Source organism: Mycolicibacterium sp. XJ2546 (assembly GCF_053483195.1).
Genome location: NZ_JBEFRW010000005.1, coordinates 146507 through 164290 on the forward strand (window position 1 = coordinate 146507; position 17784 = coordinate 164290).

A 17784-nucleotide genomic window follows, 5' to 3' on the forward strand; every position below is an offset into this window, starting at 1 on the left:
CCCGGTCGCCGGGGCGCTAGATGCGGCGCGGTTCGGCGCCTGACGAGTAGCGCTGCACGAGTTCTTGTTTGTAGAGCTTGCCGGCATCGGATCGGGGCAGCTGCGCCTCGAACGAGATCGAGCGCGGGCACTTGTAGCGAGCCAGCCGAGCCTGTAGCCACACCATCAGCTCTTCGCTGAATTCTGCTGTGGCGTCGGTGATGTAGACCGGCTGGACGACGGCCTTGACGATCTGCCCCAGCTCCGCGTCGGGGATTCCGAAGACGGCCGCATCCATCACCCGGGGGTGGCTGATCAGGATGTCCTCGGTCTCGCGCGGATAGATGTTGACTCCTCCGGAGTTGATCACGTGATGGCGCCGGTCGGTCAGGTAGAGGTAACCGTCCTCATCGAGATATCCGACGTCGCCCACCGTCACCCAGCCCCGTCGGTTCCGCCCGGCCGCGGTCTTCTGTTCATCGTTGAGGTAGGTGAACGACAGGCCGCCTTCGTAGTAGATATCGCCGGCCTTCCCCGGCGGTAGTTCGTTGCCGTCATCGCCGAGTATGTGTGGCGTTCCCACCAGCGGGCGCCCCACCGAGCCGGGGTGGGCGAGCCATTCCGCGGCGGTGATGAACGACGTGCCGGCGCCCTCGGACGAGGAGTAGAACTCGTCGATGATCGGCCCCCACCACTGGAGCATCTGCCGTTTGGTCTCGACGGGGCATGGCGCCGCCGCATGCACCACCCGCTGCAGGCTCGACACGTCATAGCGCTCCCGAATCTCCTTCGGCAATTTCAACATCCGAACGAACATCGTCGGAACGAACTGAGCGTGCGTGACACGATGGCGTTCGATGGCCTCCAGCGCCTCGACGGGATCGAACCTCTCCAGCACGACCACCGTGGCTCCCAACGACTGCAACGACATCGACCAGTAGCTGGGTGCCGTGTGGTACAGCGGTGCGGGGCTCAGATATACCGCGTCGCCGGTGATGCCCATCGCGTCGAGCAACGGGGTCAGGAGGCGGGGCGCCTCGGCGGGCGACAGGTGGCTCAGCGGGCGCACGATGCCCTTCGGGCGCCCGGTGGTGCCCGACGAGTACTGCAGCAGTTCACCTTCTCGCTCGTCGGCGATCGCCGTGGCGGGCTGTCCGGCCACCACCTCCGGGTAACGGTCCCACCCCGGCAGATCGTCGTCGACCAGAAACCGCACCGCCGGTAGGCCGTTCGTCAAATGGTCGGCCAGTGCCTCGCAGACCGCGCGGGTTGCGCTCGAGCCGATCACCGCCTTGGCGCCACTGTCGTCGACAATGTAGGCCGCCTCGGCGGCCGTGAGGCGGGTGTTGATCAGCGCGTAGTACAAACCTGCGCGCCTGCCGCCCACATGAAGCTGTGGATGTGGACGTTGTTCTCCATGAGCACGGCGATCACGTCCCCCTCCCGCAGTCCCGCGCCGCGAAACGCATGGGCCAGGCGGTTGGCCGCCCGATCCAGTTCGGCGAAGTCGACGGACCGGCCGGACGGATGCAGCACCAACGCCGGTTTGGCCCTATTCACGTGATCGCGAATGTGCATGAGTTGTCGGTACCGCCTCACCGCCGGGGAGCAAAGATGGTCAAGATCGCCCCACCAATACTATGACCTGGTTATATTTTTCCGTGCGATCGCTTCGCTTCAATCACACCGGGACCGGCTGACACCTGAGAGATCGAGATGGCCGCCGAAGAACGCACTTCAGGTATCCGGGCCGAGACGTGGCGGTTCACCGATCGTCATCTCGAGGTCATCCGGGCCGGACCGAGGACGTCGGCGCCGCCGGTGGTATTCATCCACGGCGTCTGCCATGCAGCCTGGTGCTGGCATCATTTCCTGCACTTCTTCGCGGACCGTGGCTACGACTCGATTGCGGTCAGCTTGCGAGGGCATGGCGCCAGTTCCGGTCGCGAACAACTGCACCGACTGGGGCTTTCCGACTACGTCGACGACGTCGTGCAGGTGGTCGACAGACTGAACCGCAAGCCGGTGCTGATCGGGCACTCGATGGGTGGCGCGATTCTGCAGCGATACCTCGCAGAATACGCGGACACGGTGTGTGCCGCCGTACTGTTCGCCTCGGCGACCGCAGGAGGGTTGGGCCGCAGCCGGTTCGCTGATGTGTTGCGGGGTAACCGGCCAAGGGCGTTGGTCAACGGCATTCGGATAGCGGTGGGACGCCCGGTGGAATCTGCTGTGAACGACACCCCGTTCTTCGGCAACAGGCTCAGCAGCGCAGAGGCGGAGGCGTACCGGACCCGGCTGGGCCCGGAGTCTCGGCGCGCCATAAGGGATCTCGTCCGGCGCTTCGAGCAGGTACCGCCCGAGCTTCCGCCGATCCTGGTGATCGGATCGCGCGGCGACGCCCTGTTCGGCGAGAAGAGCCAGCGCGCGACCGCGAATGCCTACCGGGTGTCACCGGTACTGCTCAATGCGCCTTGTCACGACATGATGCTCGATCCGCAATGGCGCTCGGCCGCGGATCATGTTCTCCAGTTCCTACAAGCCAACACAAACCCGGTCGACGGTCCTTGATCGACGGCGACCATTGTGCCGGAACGGCATTCGGAATGACCTCATCCGTTTCGCGGTATGGTTTCACCCGGCATTTCGGTGAGTCGACCATGCAGGAGCTGCTGAACTACCTCGGTCAGTTGGCGCACGACGTCGGCATCGGGTTGGCCATCGTCGTCCAGACGCGAGCCCCCCGCCAGCGCCAAGACGATCACCGCACCGCCCAGCGCCGCCACCACCGCGCCGGTCGGCGTCTCAGGATCAAGCGCCCCGGCCTGCTTGATCTTTTCGAGCACCGAAACCGCCTGCGTTATCTGTGGATTCACCACCCGATCGCGGTACTGCTGAAGCACATTGGGGTATCGGGCACCGTCAATGTGAACTCGCAGGTTGGCGTAACCGTTGCCGCTGGCGAAATAGGCGAACACGTCGCAGGCAAAAACGACCAGTGCCTCCTCTATCGGGCGATCGTCGACGAGCGTCGGCACCGACTGGTCTGAGAGAGCATCGAGAAGCAGGGCCTCGGCGTCCGAATATCTGCGGTACACCGCGTCTTTGCTGACGCCGGCCGCCCGCGCCACTCCCTCGAAATGAAAGCCCGCCCAACCTTCCCGCGCGTACAGCGTACGAGCCGCCTGCCGCACCCTGTCGTCGATCGTCGGATCGCGCCGGCGACCCGCACCTGGCTTGCGTGTTCGCGCGCGGCGTTCTCGATCACGCCCACCCGCTCGATCGGCCTGGCCCGCACTCATCGCGTCCTGTGTCCTTTCGTCGGTCGAGTTTAGACACTGCGCTTCCCAGCCTATTGCCGACGGACGGCGTCGGTATTAGACTTCGGCTGAAATCACGCCCGCCCTGCGGGTGTGGAAGGGACCACATGTTGATCTCTACCGGTTGGTGTGACTGATGGCGTGCTGCGCATTGGCCGCCGCTCTGTTCGGGTCGGTCGTTCGCCGGCTCCGCCGCAATCGCGGTCGGGAGACTTCCGTGCCTGTCGCCCGGTGGTCACCTGAATCACACGCTGCCACCACGACGTCGAGGAGCACTTCGCGATGACACTGTCCACGGTCGAACCCGAGCATGACACCGATGTCGGATACCCCTTGACCGTCCCGAACCAGCCGAACGGTCCCGCGGTCCGACGGCTGCTGCGCCGCACCGCGATCGGCGCGGCGCTGTTCGGCACCGCCGCCACCCTGATCTCCTCGTTCAGCAGGCGATCGGGTCACCGGGCGGCGGCGCTCGGGGCGCTGGTCCCCGGTGGCGGTTACATCTACACCCGCAGCCCGTTTCGATTCCTGGCCACCCTCGGCGGGTTCGCCGCATCGTTGGTGGCCTGGTTCGGCAGCGGCAATATCCTGGCGCCGCCGCTGGTCTGGCTCGCGGCCGTGCTCAACGCCCGCAGGCAGGCCGACCGCGGACGCGCGACATGGGACGGCGCTCGCCTGGCGGTTCCGGCCGCGCTGGTGACCGTCGCCGCGGCCGGGACCGTGGCCCGCCGACGCGCCTTTCGTACCGCCCAGGAGCGCGGCCGCGAGCGCGCACGCTACCTCGCCACGGTGGCCCGCATCGATCCGCGCCCCAAGGACTCGGCTCGCGACGAACTTTCCGTCGACGACCTGGCGACGTTGCGATCGCTGTTCGATCGGGCTCTGCAGCCATTGGACAGGTTCGACGGGTTCACCAAGGTCGACCAGTTTCAACCCGCAGCCACGCGTTACCAGCTCAACTTTCTGCAGTATGCGCTGGCGATGTCCCAATTGCACTGCACTCCATCGTTTTCCGGATACCTTTCAGCAGCACAACGCAACCTGATCGATAAGCTGACGCTACCGCCGGTGTGGCGCTACTGGGCCTACGAGCAGATGTGGGGCAACCTCAGCCTCGACTGGGACCCCATGAAGCGCGACAACGTCATGCTGTCCGGATACCTCGGCATGATGTTGGGCACCTACGAGTCGAACACCGGCGATGACCGGTACCGCCGCCGCGGCGCGCTGCCGTTCCGGCTGGGCAAGCGCACCTGGCCCTACAACCACGACATGGTCAGTGCCGCGGTACACGACAACATGGCGCGCTCGGAGATGACGCTGTTCCCGTGCGAGCCGAACTGGGTCTACAGCGCCTGCAACATGACCGGCATCAACACGTTGATGCTGTCGGACCGGTTGCACGACACCCGCTTCATCGAATCCGTCGGTGACGAGTTCCGACGGGCAGTGCACGACGAGTTCATCACCCCCGACGGCCGGGTGACCGCCATCCGGTCCGCTCGGCTCGGTGTCACCATCCCCATGCTCACGTCGACGATCGCCGACAGCGGTCTGGCCACTATGCTTCACGCGTTCGATCCCGAGCTGGCACAACGGTGTTGGACCATTGTCCGACGCGAGTTCGTCGACACCTCCGGCGCCGAACCGACGATCGCGCTGCGCGGCTGGGACGCCATCGACACCGGCAACTACAAGAAGAGCCAGGTGGCTTCGTTCGTGCCGGTGATGTGGGGGGCCGCCGAGATGGGAGACACCGAACTCTACGACGTGCTCGCGGCGTCGCTGGACCGGCAATCCCCGCCCACCGAGACCAACGGCACCCGCTGGTATGACGAGTTGTCGACCAACATGAACGCGATGCTGGCGGTGGCCCGATTCAGCCCGCCCGGTGGGTTCCGCGCGTTGATCGCCGACGGCCCCGACCCGGCCACGCTGACCGGACCCGTCCTCGACGAGGCCGCGTATCCCGACGTCTTGGTCGCCTCGGCGCGCACCGACGGAGCGGACCTCCGGATGGTGTTGTGGCCGGGCGCAAACCCGACGCGGGCGCATCTCGGGATCAAGCGACTCGTTCCGGGCCAGCAATACCGCGTCCATGGTGCGGTCGATGATCTGGTGATCGCTGACAACCGCGGCCGCGCAACGGTCTCGGTCGATCTCACCGGACGCACCGAAGTCGCTTTGGCTCCCGCGCCCTAGACGGTTCAGGAAAGGTCTTCGACCCATGCAGAAGGTTCTCGTCACCGGCGCCGGCTCGGGCATCGGCAAGGAATTCACCAAGCTGTACCTGCAGGACGGCTCGGAGGTCCTCGCGGTCAGCCTGCTGCAGGCCGAGCTCGATCAGCTGCCCGAGGACTTCCGGTTCGGTGTCTCGCGGCTGCAGACACTGCAGATGGACCTGGCCAAACCCGACGCCGCCGAGGCCTTGTTGCAGTGGTGCCAGGACAACGACTGGCTCCCCGACGTCCTGATCAACAACGCGGGGTTCGCCTGCTTCGGCGAGGCGGTCGAGCTGTCGACAGAACGTGTGGCGAACATGTTGGAGCTCAACGTGATCACGTTGACCATGGCATCGATGCTTTTCGGCCGCGCGATGAAGCAACGTGGCCACGGCAAGATCCTCAACGTCGGTTCGACCGCGGGCATGGTGCCCTCGACGCGGATGGCCGCTTACTGCGCCAGCAAGTCCTATGTCAACACCTTCACGTACGCGCTGGCCGCCGAACTGAAGCCCTTCGGCGTCACGGTCACCTGCCTGACCCCAGGGGCGACACAGACGAAGTTCGCCCAAGCCGGCGGGATCGACGCGTTCCGCGGAAAGTCACTGCTGCACAACCTGTTCGAAAAGAACAAGGCCGGCTCGCCGGTCGAGGTGGCCCGCAGCGGGTATGACGCGCTGGCCGCAGGCAAGACACAGGCGCGCGTCGGTAAAGGGTCGACGTTCGCCGCCGTCGCAGCGCGCGTCGTTTCCCAGAAGCGACTACCGACGTTGGTCAAGAATCCGTAATGGCGACATCAGCAGTCGAGGCCACCTCGTTGACCGACAACCGGCCGCCGTGGCCGCGCCTGTGGCTCGCGGCCGGCGCCGAGATCGGTGTCGCCGTGGTGGTCGCGGCGATCCTCTTCGGTGCCGCCAAGACGACGTCCTCGGGTGATCCCCATACCGGTATGCACGTCCATGCCTCGCCGATTTCCTGGAACGCAGCCGTCACGGTGGCCGCCGTGGTGACGGCTGCGGCGTTCACCTGGTGGGCGCTCACCCGCGACCGAATCCCCGCAGTCCTGACGGCAGGCGGGTTGGTGGGCCTTGCGGTTTGCGAACCGGTGCGTGCGATCGCACTGCAATCACACCTTGTCGGCATGGTGGTGCTGGAGGCGCTGTTGGTGGCGGTGCCGCTGCTGCTCATCTCGACACGGCGACCCCGGCCGGCGACAGCCCCGACCCGTTCGGCATCCTGGACGTCGTTGGTGGTCGTGGCGGTAGTGCTCAACTCGGCACTGTTGATCGGATCGCACCTGCCCGGCGTGCATTCCAAGGCCATGGCGTTGACCGCCGTCCCGCTGTGGCTCATTGTGCTGGTCATCGGGGTCGGAACCACGTACTGGGCAGCCATCCTGCTCACCGCCGGTCGGGTCACCACCGCGGTACGACTTCGCGCGCTTCTCATCGGGCAGGAAGTGGCGGCGATCCTGGGCTTGGCGGCGGTTATCCTGCCGTCTCCGATCATGGCTGACCACACGGTGATCGGGCTGTCGGGTATCACCGACCAGCGGCTCGGTGGGGTGGTCATGCTCGTCACCTGCGCGGCGGTGGCCCTGCCGCTGGCCCGCCGACTGCAGCCACGTCAACCAGCGCAGCACCCGGAAGCGAGACGTAATGTCCAGTGACGGCGTGTTCTCGGCGCCCGCAGCCGATCATCCTTCCCCCACGCTGCGCGATCTGCTCGACGCCCAACGCGCAGACTTTCTCGCGGCCGGCCTCCCGTCGGCAGCGGTCCGCCGCGACCGGATCGACCGGCTGATACTGCTTCTCACCGAGAACGCCGACCGGTTCTCCACGGCACTGCAAGCCGATTTCGGTAATCGGCCGCACGTGGTGAACCTGCTGTCCGAGGCGGTGGGCATCCTGCCTGACATCAAGGCCACCCGGCGCCACCTCGAAACATGGATGCGGCCCCAGCGGATCAGATCGGGTCTTCTGATGGGGATGCCCACCGTGGTGGAGAAGAAGCCACTCGGCGTCGTGGGCGTCATCGGACCGTGGAACTTTCCCGTCAGCCTCGTGGTCCAGCCGGCCGCGTCCGCCTTCGCCGCAGGCAACCGCGTGATGATCAAATTCTCGGAAGTCACCCCGCGCACCGCTGAGCTGTTCGCCGCCACGGCAGCCGAATACTTCGCACCGACCGAGCTGACGGTGATCACCGGCGGAGCCGATATCGGTGCGGCGTTCAGCGCACTGCCGTTCGACCACCTGTTCTTCACCGGCTCACCGGGGGTTGGGGCCAAGGTCGCCGCCGCAGCGGCGCAGAACTTGGTGCCGGTCACGCTCGAACTCGGTGGAAAGAACCCGGCCGTCATCGCAGCCGACGTCGACATCCCTGCCATGGCGCAGCGTGTGATGGCGGCCCGGGTGGCCAACGGCGGACAGATCTGCCTGTGCCCGGACTACGTGTTCGTTCCCCGCGCCGAGGTGAATTCCTTTGTCGCGGCGGCGCTCGCGCACGGCCGGCTGGCCGCCTCGCAGGACGGTGGGGCGGGGCTGGTCAGCATCGTCGACGCGAAGAACTTCGACCGCGTCACCTCGTTGATCGAAGACGCCAGGGCACAGGGCGCCACGGTTCACGACAGCGGCACACCGCTAGATCGCGCAAGACGCCGGATCCCACCGACCGTGGTGCTCGGCGTCACCGACGGCATGCGTATCAGCAATGAGGAAGTGTTCGGGCCGGTGTTGTCGGTCCTGCCCTACGACAACATCGACGGCGTCTGCGACTACATCGCGGCACGCCCCTCGCCGTTGGCCGCCTACTGGTATGGCCGGACCGACTCCGATTTCCAGAAGTTTTGTGAGCGAACGCAAAGCGGAGGCGTGGCGGTCAACGACTTCGCCCTGCATTGCGCCGTCATGGAAGCACCGTTCGGCGGAGTCGGGCACAGCGGTTGGGGCGCATACCACGGGAAGACGGGATTCGACACGTTCACCCACCACCGAACGGTGACCCGAAGCAAGCTTCCGTTGAGTTTCGCCGAGCTGATCACGCCGCCGTACTCCCCTACGCTCGCGTGGGGGCTGCGGGCATATATCAATTGGGAACGCCGCGCGGCCGCGCGGCGGCTAGCGAGGTAGTCCGAGTCCGCGGGCGATCAGGCCGCGCTGGACGTCGTTGGTGCCGCCGCCCACCACGTACATGATCGACTGCCGCAGCCCGTATTCGAATGCACCGCCCCCGGGAATCGACGCGTCGGTGCCGTCGCCGCTCAACGCGGCAGCGGGGCCGAAGATCTGTAACGTCGCCTCACCGAAATCCTCTGCGAGCTCTCCGCCCATCACGCCGGCCATCGCCGCGTCGAACATGGCGCCGAGATCGGTCGCGCTGGCCCGGACGGCCGCGGTGACCAACGCCCTGGTGGCGTGCACGCGGACGGCGAGGTCGGTGATGGTGGCCCGCTTGGCCGAACCGCGCTCGCCCACCAGTCGCACCGGATCCTCGGCGACGAGATCGAGCAGATCGTCGAGTTGACGGTGCAGCGCCGCCGCGATGTTGCCCATCAGAATACGTTCCTCTGCAAGGGCATCGACGATCACCGCCCAGCCGCCGTTGACCTCCCCGACCCGCGCGGAATCCGGTATCCGGACGTCGTCGTAGAAGACCGTGCACGACACCTCCCCCGACAGGGCGGTGTGCTGTCGGATGGTGACCCCGGGGGTGTCCAACTGGAAGAGGAACACCGTGATGCCGGCGTGTCGCGGTTTGGCGTCGGGGTCCGTACGCGCGGCAAGCCAGACCCAGTCCGAGGCGTGTCCTCCTGTAGTCCAGAGCTTTTGGCCGTTGACCACCCAGTCGTCACCGTCGCGGACAGCGCGGGTGCGCAGCGACGCAAGGTCCGATCCCGCCTCGGGCTCAGAGTAGCCGAGGCGGCGGCACGCCCCCGCGCTCGTTCCGTTGCCACCGCGAAATCGAGCGCGCCGACGTCGGAGAGTTCGAACCAGCCGTGCTCGGCCGCGGCGCCCCAAAGCTCTTCGATCTCGCCGGTTTCAGCGGCGGTCGCATCACCCCAGCTCTTATCGAGTATTTCGGTGACCGCCCCGACGAACGCGGCCAGCTCCATTACGGCGCCCACGGGTTCCTCCGTTCCGGCCGCCAGCGTCAGGCCCTAGATTGCGATTACTGTACGCCTGCCGTCCACTTTTAGTGGGGCCGACGACTTCATCTCGTCCATTTCGCCCGTCGCGATATGGTCGTGCAGGTTCGAGTCAAACGAAACCGAGGCTTTCCAGATGACACAGACCAACACCGGTGCTGGACGGCCCCGTGATCCGCAACTGGACCGTCGCGTCCATACCGCCGCAACGCGGGTCTACGCCAAGTCTGGGTGGGCCGGGTTCAGCATTGAAGCGGTGGCCCGTGAAGCACGAGTGGGTAAGTCGTCGATTTATCTGCGTTGGTCTGACACCACGTCCCTGCTGCTCGACACTATCGAGACGGCGGTCGATCTACCGCTGGACATCGACACGGGCACTGTCCGCGGTGACCTTCTGGCGCTCGCGCGCGGCATCATGCGCCTGCTCACCGGCGACACGGGCGACGTACTTCTGCGGTTGTCCACGGAAGCGCGCATGGTTTCCGAACTCGCACCCCGTTGGGAGGAGTTCGTCGGGGCCAACGTGTCCGCCACCCGCAAGATCGTGCGACGCGCCGTCGCCCGCGGGGAGCTGCCGCGCGGCACGGGCGTGACGATGCTTCTCGATGCGCTGTTCGGCGCGTTGTTGATGCGCTGCTTGACCACACCGCCGTCGCGGCGCGCACGCCTGGCTCGCGACAGCGACAAATACACCGAAGCAGTGGTCGATCTCGTGCTGGCCAGGGACACCGCGTCGACGTGACCGCCAGCGGCCCGGGCTACCCGATCGCGGCGGCCAGTGCGCGCAGCCGTTCTTCGCAGTCGGCCACCATGTCGAGCGTGATCTCGCGTGCGGGTCGCAGCGTCGTGAACGATCCGACCACCTGGCCGATGAAGAACGTCTCCAACTCCAGCGCGCCGGCGTGTCCGTCTGCCGCGGCCGCGTCGATCCGGTTGAAGGCTTCGTTCACCAACATGGGTTGCAGCGGCATGGGCAGGGGCGAGGGACTGTTCGGGCCGTCCCACTCGGCGTGATAGGCGCTGCGCAGTTGCCTGGCGGGCTTGCCGGTACGCAGCGGCGAGCGGACTGTGTCGATGCTGGCGGCGGCCAGGAACTTCTGCTTGATCGGCAACGGGGTGATGTCTTCGAAACTGTTGAGCCACACCGACCCACACCACACGCCCGCGGCCCCCAGCGCCAGGCCAGCAGCCATCTGCTCACCGGTCGCGATGCCGCCGGCGGCCAGCACCGGGCGCCCCTCGGCGACCGACACCACCTCGGGCGTCAGCACTGTCGTGGCGATGGTGCCGGTATGCCCGCCGGCCTCGGTGCCCTGGGCGATCAACACGTCGACTCCTGCGGCCACCTGACGACGGGCATGCTTGGCCTGGCCCACCAGCGCCGCGACGACGATGCCGTTGGCCTTTGCGCGCTCCACCAGGCTTGTCGGCGGCGTCCCGAGCGCATTGGCCACCAGGGCGATCGGATGCTCGAACACGACGTCGAGCAGCGCGTCGACACCGTCCGGGTTGAGCGCGGCTGCGATGTCGTCGTTGATCAACGGTGTTGCATCAGAAGGTAACTCGGGTATTTCATACTTGGCGAGGAGATCGGCTACGAACCGTCGGTGCTCGTCGGGGATCTGTGACCGCAGGCTCGCGATCAGGTCGTCCGGATCACCGACCGCCACTTTCTCGGGCACCAGGAGATCGACGCCATAGGGGCGGCCGTTCACCTGTTCTTCGATCCACGTCAGTTGCGCGTCCAACTCCGCTGGGGTGTAGGCCGTGGCGGCCAGCACACCCAGCCCACCCGCTCTAGTCACCTCCGCGACCACCGCGGGTGAGCGATTGAATCCCACCAGCGGGTGATGGATCCCGATGAGATCGGTGAATGGGGTGCGCATCGCCACGTGTTCTCCTGCTGATCCTGGCGGTCTAGCCGGTCGGGGTTTCGAGGACACCGTCGGCAATGAGCCTGTCGATCTCTTCGTCGGGCATCTTGAGCAGGTTCGAGCAGATATCGAGCGTGTCTGCGCCCATCAGCGGTGCCGGCCGCAGTTGCGGTTCGTCGATGTGCTCGAACAATGCGGGGGCCATGTCGACGTCCAGCGGTTCGGCGAAGCCCGGCTGCCGAAGCGCGCCCAGCTGCCGGCGCGCCGCCAACTGGGGATTGGAAAGCAGATCGCCGACATGCGCGGCGGCGCCGGCGGGAACCCCGGCTGCCTGCAGCTGATCCTGCGCCTCCCACGGCGTCTTCGACGCAATCCAGACCGTCACCACTGCATCCAGTTCGTCTCGGCGGGCGACCCGGTCCTGCGCGGTGGCGTAGGCGGGGTTCGCCGCCAGGTCGGACCTGCCGATCGCATGTGCCAGCGCGATCCATTGGTCGTCACCGTTCACGTCGACGGCGCAGTAGGCGTCTTCACCCGTGCACGCGTACACCCCTGACGGAGCGTCGAACTCGCCGACATTGCCGCGGGCGGTCATGGAACCCGGCTGCAATGCCTCCCGCAGATAGTCGGTGGCGAGCTGGCCGAAGATCGTTTCCATTTGCGCGAGGCTGATCTGGCACCCTTTCGCGGTGCGTTCCCTGGAGACCAGCCCCGCCATCACGGCCGCCACACCCACCCGCGAAGCGGAATGATCCGGATAAACCGTCAGATCATCACCGAAGGCCTCCGCCGAGTCGGGATGTCGCCACAACTGGGTGAGCCCGACAGTGGCGCGGACCAAGGGCCCGTATCCCATCTGCTTGCTCCATGGACCGGTGCTGCCGAGCGCACTGCTCTCCAGGTAGATGATGCGCGGATTGACCGCCCGCAGGGTCTGGTAGTCAAGGCCCAGCGACTCCATGGTTCCTGGCTTGAAATTGCTGAGCACCACATCAGATTCGGAGACGAGGTTCTTGAAGATTTCCTTGCCGGCGGCGCTACGCAGGTTCAGCCCGATGCTGCGTTTGCCGCGATTACCCAATGCGGCGGTGTAGCTACAGGTTTCGGGCTGGTCGAATTGGCGGAGGCCGTCGATGAACTCGCGGTTCTCCACCTTGATGACCTCAGCGCCCTGGTCGGCGAGAAGCCGGCCGGTCTCCGCGCCGACGACGATCACCCCGAGATCCAGTACGCGCAGGCCCGCGAGCGGCCGCACGGTGGTGGGCGCAGGGGATGCAACGCCCGCGGCAGGTGTGCCGGTTGCTTCGCCGAGCACCTCGGCGTTATGTTCACCCAGGCTCGGGGCGCGGCGTCGGAAACCCGCCCGATACCCGTCGACTTCGAGGAATCCGTTCGCGATGTCGGCGGTCAGCCCGGGTGCGATCTCGGCGCGGACAAATGATTTGCGCACGCGGATGTGTTCGGAACCCAGCACCTCCTGTGCGGTGTGCAGTGCAGCGACGGCGATACCGAGTTCTCTACCGCGGGTGACGATTTCGTCGCGGGTCTGGTCGGCGAACAGGTCGATCAACGCGGTGCGGATCGCGTCCCAGTGCATGAGCCGGGTGAACATCTGCTCTAGTCCCGGATCCGCAAGGTGTTCGGGCCTTCCCAGCCAGTCGAACATCGCGCGCCATTGCTTCGCCGAGGCGATGAACATCCGAACATGCCCGTCGCGACACGGGAGAATGGGATACAGCATCCGCCGGTCGGGACGCTCGAGCGGCGCGTTGATCTGCGGCTGGCCCATCGTCGCCGACCCGCCGACGCCGAAGCCGGGGTCCAGACCCCGGACCACCAGGTCCAGTAACGCGCAGTCGACGTAGTCGCCGATTCCACTCACCGTGGCCTGGTAGTACGCCAGCAATACGGCGAACACCGCCTCGACGGCGGCCGTCTCGCCGGCGAGTTCGCCGGGTGGGACCAGCGGCTCGCGCCCGGGTGCGCCCGACCGCGTGAGAGCGGCCGACATCGCCGTCAGGACCGGTTCGGAGGCCTTCCAGTCGCGGTAGGGGCCGTCCTGGCCGAAGTTCGTGATCGACGCGACCACCAGTCGCGGGTTGCGGGAGCGTAGGTCGCGGTGCCCAAGCCCCAGACCGGCGAGATACCCGGGCGCGAAGGCTTCCAGCACGACGTCGGCGGCGTCGGTTAGTGCCAGCAGGGCCTCGCGGCCCGGCCCACCGGTCAGGTCAAGCACGATTCCGCGCTTGTTGGCGTGGGCGGTCGCGAACCGAAGGCCATGCCCTGCGTGCAGTGGCTGCCGATGACGCGACGGCACCCCCTGGGGTGGTTCGACGAGCACGACGTCGGCTCCCAGGTCGGCGAGGAAGCGCCCCGTCACCCCTGCGACGCCGTCGGTCAAATCGATCACGCGGACGCCGGTGAGCGGGAGTGCGGTGTCAGGCATCTATGCCTACCTTTCGTCTTGCAGTGATGGCCGGAACGCGGCGCGAGACATCGGATCGCTCAATGGTTCTTCCACTTCGGAGCGCGCTTGAGGGCGAACGCCGTCATACCCTCGAAGGCGTCGGCGCTCGTCATCAGCTCGTCGACGACATCGGAGGGGGTATTACGGACGGCTTCCACGGTGTCGGCGATGGCTTCGGTCTGCTGCATCAGCTCGAGTGAAAGTCGCACGGACGTAGGCGATCCCGCAATGATCTCGGCGGCCAGCTCGCGGGCGACCTTCAGAGCTTGGCCGTCGGGTGCGAGCCGGTTGACCACACCTAGCTCGTGCGCACGTGCCGCGTCGATGCGGGCGCCGGTCAGGATCAGCTCGTAGGCCACCTTGGGCGGGATGGCGCGGGGCAGCCGTATCAGGCCACCAGCCCCGGCGATGAGCCCAACCCTGACCTCGCTGAGCGCGAACGTCGCCGATTCGGAGGCCACGATCAGATGGCAGGCCATCGCTGTCTCGAATCCGCCACCCATCGCATAACCGTTCACCGCGGCGATGACCGGTTTGTGCATGCGACGGCTGGTCAGCCCGGCAAACCCGTTGAACGGGACGTACAAGGGTTTGCCGCTGGCGCTGTGGATCAGGTCATTGCCCGCGCAGAAGGCCTTGTCGCCGGCGCCGGTGATGATGGCCACCCACAGGTCGTCGTCGGCGAAGTAGGCGTCGAACACTTCGTCCAGTTCCTCATGTGCAGGTGGGTGCAGGCAGTTGCGCAGGTCGGGCCGGTTGATCGTGACCTCCAGGACGCGGCCGTCCCGGTGCACCGTGATGAACTCATAGTTCTCACGCAGCCTCGGCGGCCGCTTCGGGAAGAGTGCGGCGGCCTTGGCCTCCGACATGGTGACTCGGTTGCCATAGCCCAGCGCCGTGACGTAGACGGACTGGCCGATCGGGTCATCGACGTTCTGCAACAGTTCCATCAACTCGTCGTCTTCGGGTGCGACGAGCGCGAGGAACCTGTCACCGTTTGCGACGAGCCGGCCGATAACGATGCCGTTCTTGCCTTTACGCTTGTGTTCGACAGTGAAGGTTTCGATAGTGGCCCATCCGTTGGGGCGGAGGGCGTGTCGGGGGGCGTCGAGCGCATCGATCTCGCGCTGCAAGGTCGCGCTGGCGTCTTGGCGCAGCGGGCTCGGTGTCGTGCTGTAGATGCCGACCGATGTCTTCGACAGCACGCCACCGTTGGCGGACACCAACGCACGGCTGCCTGGTTTGGCCCGTACGCGTTCGACCGCCTCGGCGATGGCGTGCATCGAGTAGTTGTTGCCGGGCCCTCCGAAGTAGGGCAGGCCGCCGGTGAGTGTAAGTCCCCGCGGGTCATGCGGGGAGAGCCCGAGCGCATCGGTGATGTTGGAGACGGCGATGGGAAAACACGAGTAGAAGTCGAAGAAGTCGACGTCGTCGATGCCGATCTCGGCCACCTCGAGGGCATGCCGTACCGCCATCGCCGCTGAGGGCGCTTCGCCAAGGTTGTTGCGTTCGAGCAGGTTCCGCTCGCGTAGTTCGGCCTGACCGTGCAGGTACACCCAGTTTTCCTCGGCGATACGGAGGCGGCGTGCGGTCGCCACGGAGGTCAACACCACCGCTGCGGCCAGGTTCACCAGATCACGAGCGACCAGGAAGCGGGTGTAGGGCTCGGCGATCACGCGGTTGCGTTCGGTCACCGTGACGAGTTCTGTTGCAGATCGCACATCGCGAGCCGCCGCCAGCGGGTTGGCGGCGGCGATGTCGGTGAACGGGGCGAACAGTTCACCCATCGCCTTCGCATATTCGGCGCGCGACTGCCCCCGGGCCGAACGCCGCGCATTCTCCAAAAGTGCGTACTGCACGGGCGCGTTGATCAGACCGTGCCCGATCTGCTCCAGGGTGACAAGGCCCTTGAGGCCGAAGCCACGGTCCTCGAAGACACCCTCCGGGTCGTCGGGATCGTCGGAGAAGTCCGGTTTGTTCTCCGACTTCGCGAGATGCCCGATGGTGGAGATCGCCTCGGCGCCGGTCAGCACGACCACGTCGGCTCTGCCGCCGGCGATCTCGCGGGCGAACTCGGTCACGAGGTGCTGCGGTGACTGCCCGCCGGCGATCTCGAGGACTGCGCGTCGCGGCTTTGCGCTAAGGCGATCCGCCACGGACAGCGTGAACGCAGACGACTTGCCCAGCGGCGCGGGCGCGCTCGGTGTCGAATCCTCGAATTGCCTGGTGGCCGCGACGACATCGATTGCCGCGATGAGGGCTTCAGCGTCAGCGCCGCAGTTTTCGACGGCCGCGCGGGCCGCCTCGACGGCCAGATCGATGGGTGACAGCGCCTGATACCTCGGATCTTCGATCCGGTCGGCTATCTGGCCGACCCCGACGATGATTGGTGTCCGCCCGTCGATCTCGGTATGCACAGTCTTCAAACCTCTCCTCGACGAGCCGTTAGAACTACCCGGGGACACCATCCGGCCAATATATATATAACCAGGATATATCTTTTGCGGAGTTATCGCTGTACTTACCAGGGAAACTCCCGGAGGCCGCAAGAATATAACCTGGTTATTATTATCACTTCCGAACGGCGCGGCTTAGGGACATTGCCTCGATGGATTCACCGGTGCTCGACGATCTGATTGCCGAACAACAGGTTCTCGACGATCTGGTCGACGGCCTCGACGATGCGCAGTGGATGACGCCCACACCCGCCGCGGGCTGGAGCGTTCGCGACCAGATCGCTCATTTGGCCATGTTCGATGATGTGGCAACAACGTCGCTGACCGGCGGAGGCGAAGCACGTTTCGCCGAGATCATCGCCGCGGTGGCCTCCGGCGACGCGCCCTTCATCGATATCCCGGCTGGAAACACTCCGGGCAACGAAGTCCTGTCGTCATGGCGACGGGCCCGGGCTGGCCAGTTGGCGGCGTTCCGGCGGATTGACTCTGCGGCACGGGTGCCGTGGGGGCCGAACCTCATGTCGGCGGTCAGCTTGTGCACGGCTCGCCTCATGGAAACCTGGGCGCACGGGCTCGACTGCTTCACGGCACTGGGGGTAGCGCCCGTCGACACCGACAGGCTTCGCCACGTCTGTCACATCACCTATCGGGCGATACCGCATGCATTGATGGAATCCGGAATCTCGATGCCAGACACGATCGACGATCTCGTCGTCGAGGTCGTGTCCCCCAGCGGAGCCCTGTGGCGTTTCGGTCGGAGGGACGCGCCGAATCGGATCGCCGGGACCGCGGCTGAGTTCGCCCGCGTCGGGGTCAGACGGATGCCCCTAGAGCATTCGGCCCTACGTGCGCACGGCCCTCTTGCCGAGGCAGCCCTGTCGAAGCTCAAGGCCTACCTCTAGGCCAGCAACCCGCTCACTGGGCGGGTTTGCGCACTAATCGTCGATCAGCGCAGCGAGTCATCCTCGAGATTGCACTCGTCGGCGATGAAGAGACGCATCGAGTCCCGGTCGATGAATTCGGCTTCATCCCGAGCGAGCACCTGGCCCTCTTCGCTGGCCGCCCATCCCACCGTCGCTTCGAGGTCCGCCATGTTGTCGAACCAGAACTCCGACACCGCGTCGTACTCGGGTTCGGGACCGCCGGGAAATTGGGTCAGGTAATTGCGGACGTACTTGCGCAGTAGGGGCGAGACACTATGCGCGAGGGGCACGTGCCCGGTTTCATACCGCTCCTTGAACTGCTCGGGCGTCAGGTCGGGACGTCTACGGACGAAGAGGATGAGCTTGGCGGTCATGGCTGTTCGGTTCCTTATCTGTGTG

13 protein-coding genes and 1 pseudogene are annotated in these 17784 nt (G+C 66.0%); 7 read left to right on the forward strand and 7 right to left on the reverse strand.

Translation table 11 applies throughout. The annotated features are described in order from the left end of the window. Window positions 1–16 precede the first annotated feature (16 nt). Window positions 17–1557: pseudogene (fadD4, locus tag ABQE44_RS11160) on the reverse strand (fatty-acid--CoA ligase FadD4). A gap of 138 nt (window positions 1558–1695) precedes the next feature. On the opposite strand from fadD4, the gene ABQE44_RS11165 reads away from it, so the two are divergent. Beyond that, a complete protein-coding gene (locus tag ABQE44_RS11165; protein ID WP_448429774.1) occupies window positions 1696–2550 on the forward strand; it encodes an alpha/beta hydrolase in 855 nt (284 codons plus the stop codon). Window positions 2551–2591: 41 nt separating this feature from the next. On the opposite strand, the gene ABQE44_RS11170 is transcribed toward ABQE44_RS11165, so the two are convergent. Further along, window positions 2592–3281: a TetR/AcrR family transcriptional regulator gene (locus ABQE44_RS11170; RefSeq protein ID WP_448429776.1), complete on the reverse strand. Its 690-nt coding sequence runs from the start codon at window positions 3279–3281 to the stop codon at window positions 2592–2594. 300 nt (window positions 3282–3581) lie between these two features. Here ABQE44_RS11170 and ABQE44_RS11175 point away from each other — a divergent pair, with 300 nt between their 5' ends. The 4 genes from ABQE44_RS11175 to ABQE44_RS11190 are packed head-to-tail and all read left to right on the forward strand — an operon-like array spanning window position 3582 to window position 8649. After that, window positions 3582–5501, forward strand: coding sequence for a linalool dehydratase/isomerase domain-containing protein (locus tag ABQE44_RS11175; protein WP_448429779.1), 1920 nt, complete (start codon window positions 3582–3584; stop codon window positions 5499–5501). 25 nt (window positions 5502–5526) lie between these two features. Next, window positions 5527–6309: an SDR family NAD(P)-dependent oxidoreductase gene (locus tag ABQE44_RS11180; protein WP_448429781.1), complete on the forward strand. Its 783-nt coding sequence runs from the start codon at window positions 5527–5529 to the stop codon at window positions 6307–6309. Continuing rightward, on the forward strand, window positions 6309–7190 hold the full coding sequence (locus tag ABQE44_RS11185; protein WP_448429783.1) for a cytochrome c oxidase assembly protein: 882 nt from the start codon (window positions 6309–6311) through the stop codon (window positions 7188–7190). The genes ABQE44_RS11180 and ABQE44_RS11185 overlap by 1 nt, the downstream gene beginning before the upstream one ends. A 52-nt stretch (window positions 7191–7242) precedes the next feature. Further along, a complete protein-coding gene (locus ABQE44_RS11190; protein WP_448429916.1) occupies window positions 7243–8649 on the forward strand; it encodes an aldehyde dehydrogenase family protein in 1407 nt (468 codons plus the stop codon). Here the strand turns inward: ABQE44_RS11190 and ABQE44_RS11195 are convergent. Beyond that, window positions 8638–9537: an acyl-CoA dehydrogenase family protein gene (locus ABQE44_RS11195; protein ID WP_448429785.1), complete on the reverse strand. Its 900-nt coding sequence runs from the start codon at window positions 9535–9537 to the stop codon at window positions 8638–8640. The genes ABQE44_RS11190 and ABQE44_RS11195 overlap by 12 nt on opposite strands. 264 nt (window positions 9538–9801) lie before the next feature. On the opposite strand from ABQE44_RS11195, the gene ABQE44_RS11200 reads away from it, so the two are divergent. After that, window positions 9802–10407, forward strand: a complete 606-nt coding sequence (locus tag ABQE44_RS11200; RefSeq protein WP_448429787.1) for a TetR-like C-terminal domain-containing protein — start codon at window positions 9802–9804, stop codon at window positions 10405–10407. Window positions 10408–10423: 16 nt separating this feature from the next. On the opposite strand, the gene ABQE44_RS11205 is transcribed toward ABQE44_RS11200, so the two are convergent. From ABQE44_RS11205 to ABQE44_RS11215, 3 genes are read right to left on the reverse strand one after another with little or no spacing between them, the layout of a single operon-like run. Then, window positions 10424–11551 carry a nitronate monooxygenase gene (locus ABQE44_RS11205; protein WP_448429789.1) on the reverse strand — a complete coding sequence of 376 codons (1128 nt, stop codon included), beginning with the start codon at window positions 11549–11551 and terminating at the stop codon, window positions 10424–10426. Window positions 11552–11582: 31 nt separating this feature from the next. Next, complete coding sequence (locus tag ABQE44_RS11210; protein WP_448429791.1) at window positions 11583–13985, reverse strand: CaiB/BaiF CoA transferase family protein; 2403 nt, start codon at window positions 13983–13985, stop codon at window positions 11583–11585. Between the two features lie 59 nt (window positions 13986–14044). Then, window positions 14045–16474 carry an acetyl-CoA acetyltransferase gene (locus ABQE44_RS11215; RefSeq protein WP_448429793.1) on the reverse strand — a complete coding sequence of 810 codons (2430 nt, stop codon included), beginning with the start codon at window positions 16472–16474 and terminating at the stop codon, window positions 14045–14047. Between the two features lie 140 nt (window positions 16475–16614). On the opposite strand from ABQE44_RS11215, the gene ABQE44_RS11220 reads away from it, so the two are divergent. Next, window positions 16615–17364 carry a maleylpyruvate isomerase family mycothiol-dependent enzyme gene (locus ABQE44_RS11220; protein ID WP_448429795.1) on the forward strand — a complete coding sequence of 250 codons (750 nt, stop codon included), beginning with the start codon at window positions 16615–16617 and terminating at the stop codon, window positions 17362–17364. A 44-nt stretch (window positions 17365–17408) separates the two neighbouring features. On the opposite strand, the gene ABQE44_RS11225 is transcribed toward ABQE44_RS11220, so the two are convergent. Continuing rightward, window positions 17409–17759, reverse strand: coding sequence for an EthD domain-containing protein (locus ABQE44_RS11225; RefSeq protein ID WP_448429797.1), 351 nt, complete (start codon window positions 17757–17759; stop codon window positions 17409–17411). Between the last annotated feature and the right edge of the window lie 25 nt (window positions 17760–17784).

Excerpts from the sequence above, each read along its gene's own strand:
- ABQE44_RS11205 (WP_448429789.1), bottom strand. The coding sequence starts at position 11,551 with ATGCGCACCCCATTCACCGATCTCATCGGGATCCATCACCCGCTGGTG.
- ABQE44_RS11185 (WP_448429783.1), top strand. The coding sequence starts at position 6,309 with ATGGCGACATCAGCAGTCGAGGCCACCTCGTTGACCGACAACCGGCCG.
- ABQE44_RS11165 (WP_448429774.1), top strand. The coding sequence starts at position 1,696 with ATGGCCGCCGAAGAACGCACTTCAGGTATCCGGGCCGAGACGTGGCGG.
- ABQE44_RS11170 (WP_448429776.1), bottom strand. The coding sequence starts at position 3,281 with ATGAGTGCGGGCCAGGCCGATCGAGCGGGTGGGCGTGATCGAGAACGC.
- ABQE44_RS11210 (WP_448429791.1), bottom strand. The coding sequence starts at position 13,985 with ATGCCTGACACCGCACTCCCGCTCACCGGCGTCCGCGTGATCGATTTG.
- ABQE44_RS11225 (WP_448429797.1), bottom strand. The coding sequence starts at position 17,759 with ATGACCGCCAAGCTCATCCTCTTCGTCCGTAGACGTCCCGACCTGACG.
- ABQE44_RS11215 (WP_448429793.1), bottom strand. The coding sequence starts at position 16,474 with ATGGTGTCCCCGGGTAGTTCTAACGGCTCGTCGAGGAGAGGTTTGAAG.
- ABQE44_RS11220 (WP_448429795.1), top strand. The coding sequence starts at position 16,615 with ATGGATTCACCGGTGCTCGACGATCTGATTGCCGAACAACAGGTTCTC.
- ABQE44_RS11200 (WP_448429787.1), top strand. The coding sequence starts at position 9,802 with ATGACACAGACCAACACCGGTGCTGGACGGCCCCGTGATCCGCAACTG.
- ABQE44_RS11175 (WP_448429779.1), top strand. The coding sequence starts at position 3,582 with ATGACACTGTCCACGGTCGAACCCGAGCATGACACCGATGTCGGATAC.
- ABQE44_RS11180 (WP_448429781.1), top strand. The coding sequence starts at position 5,527 with ATGCAGAAGGTTCTCGTCACCGGCGCCGGCTCGGGCATCGGCAAGGAA.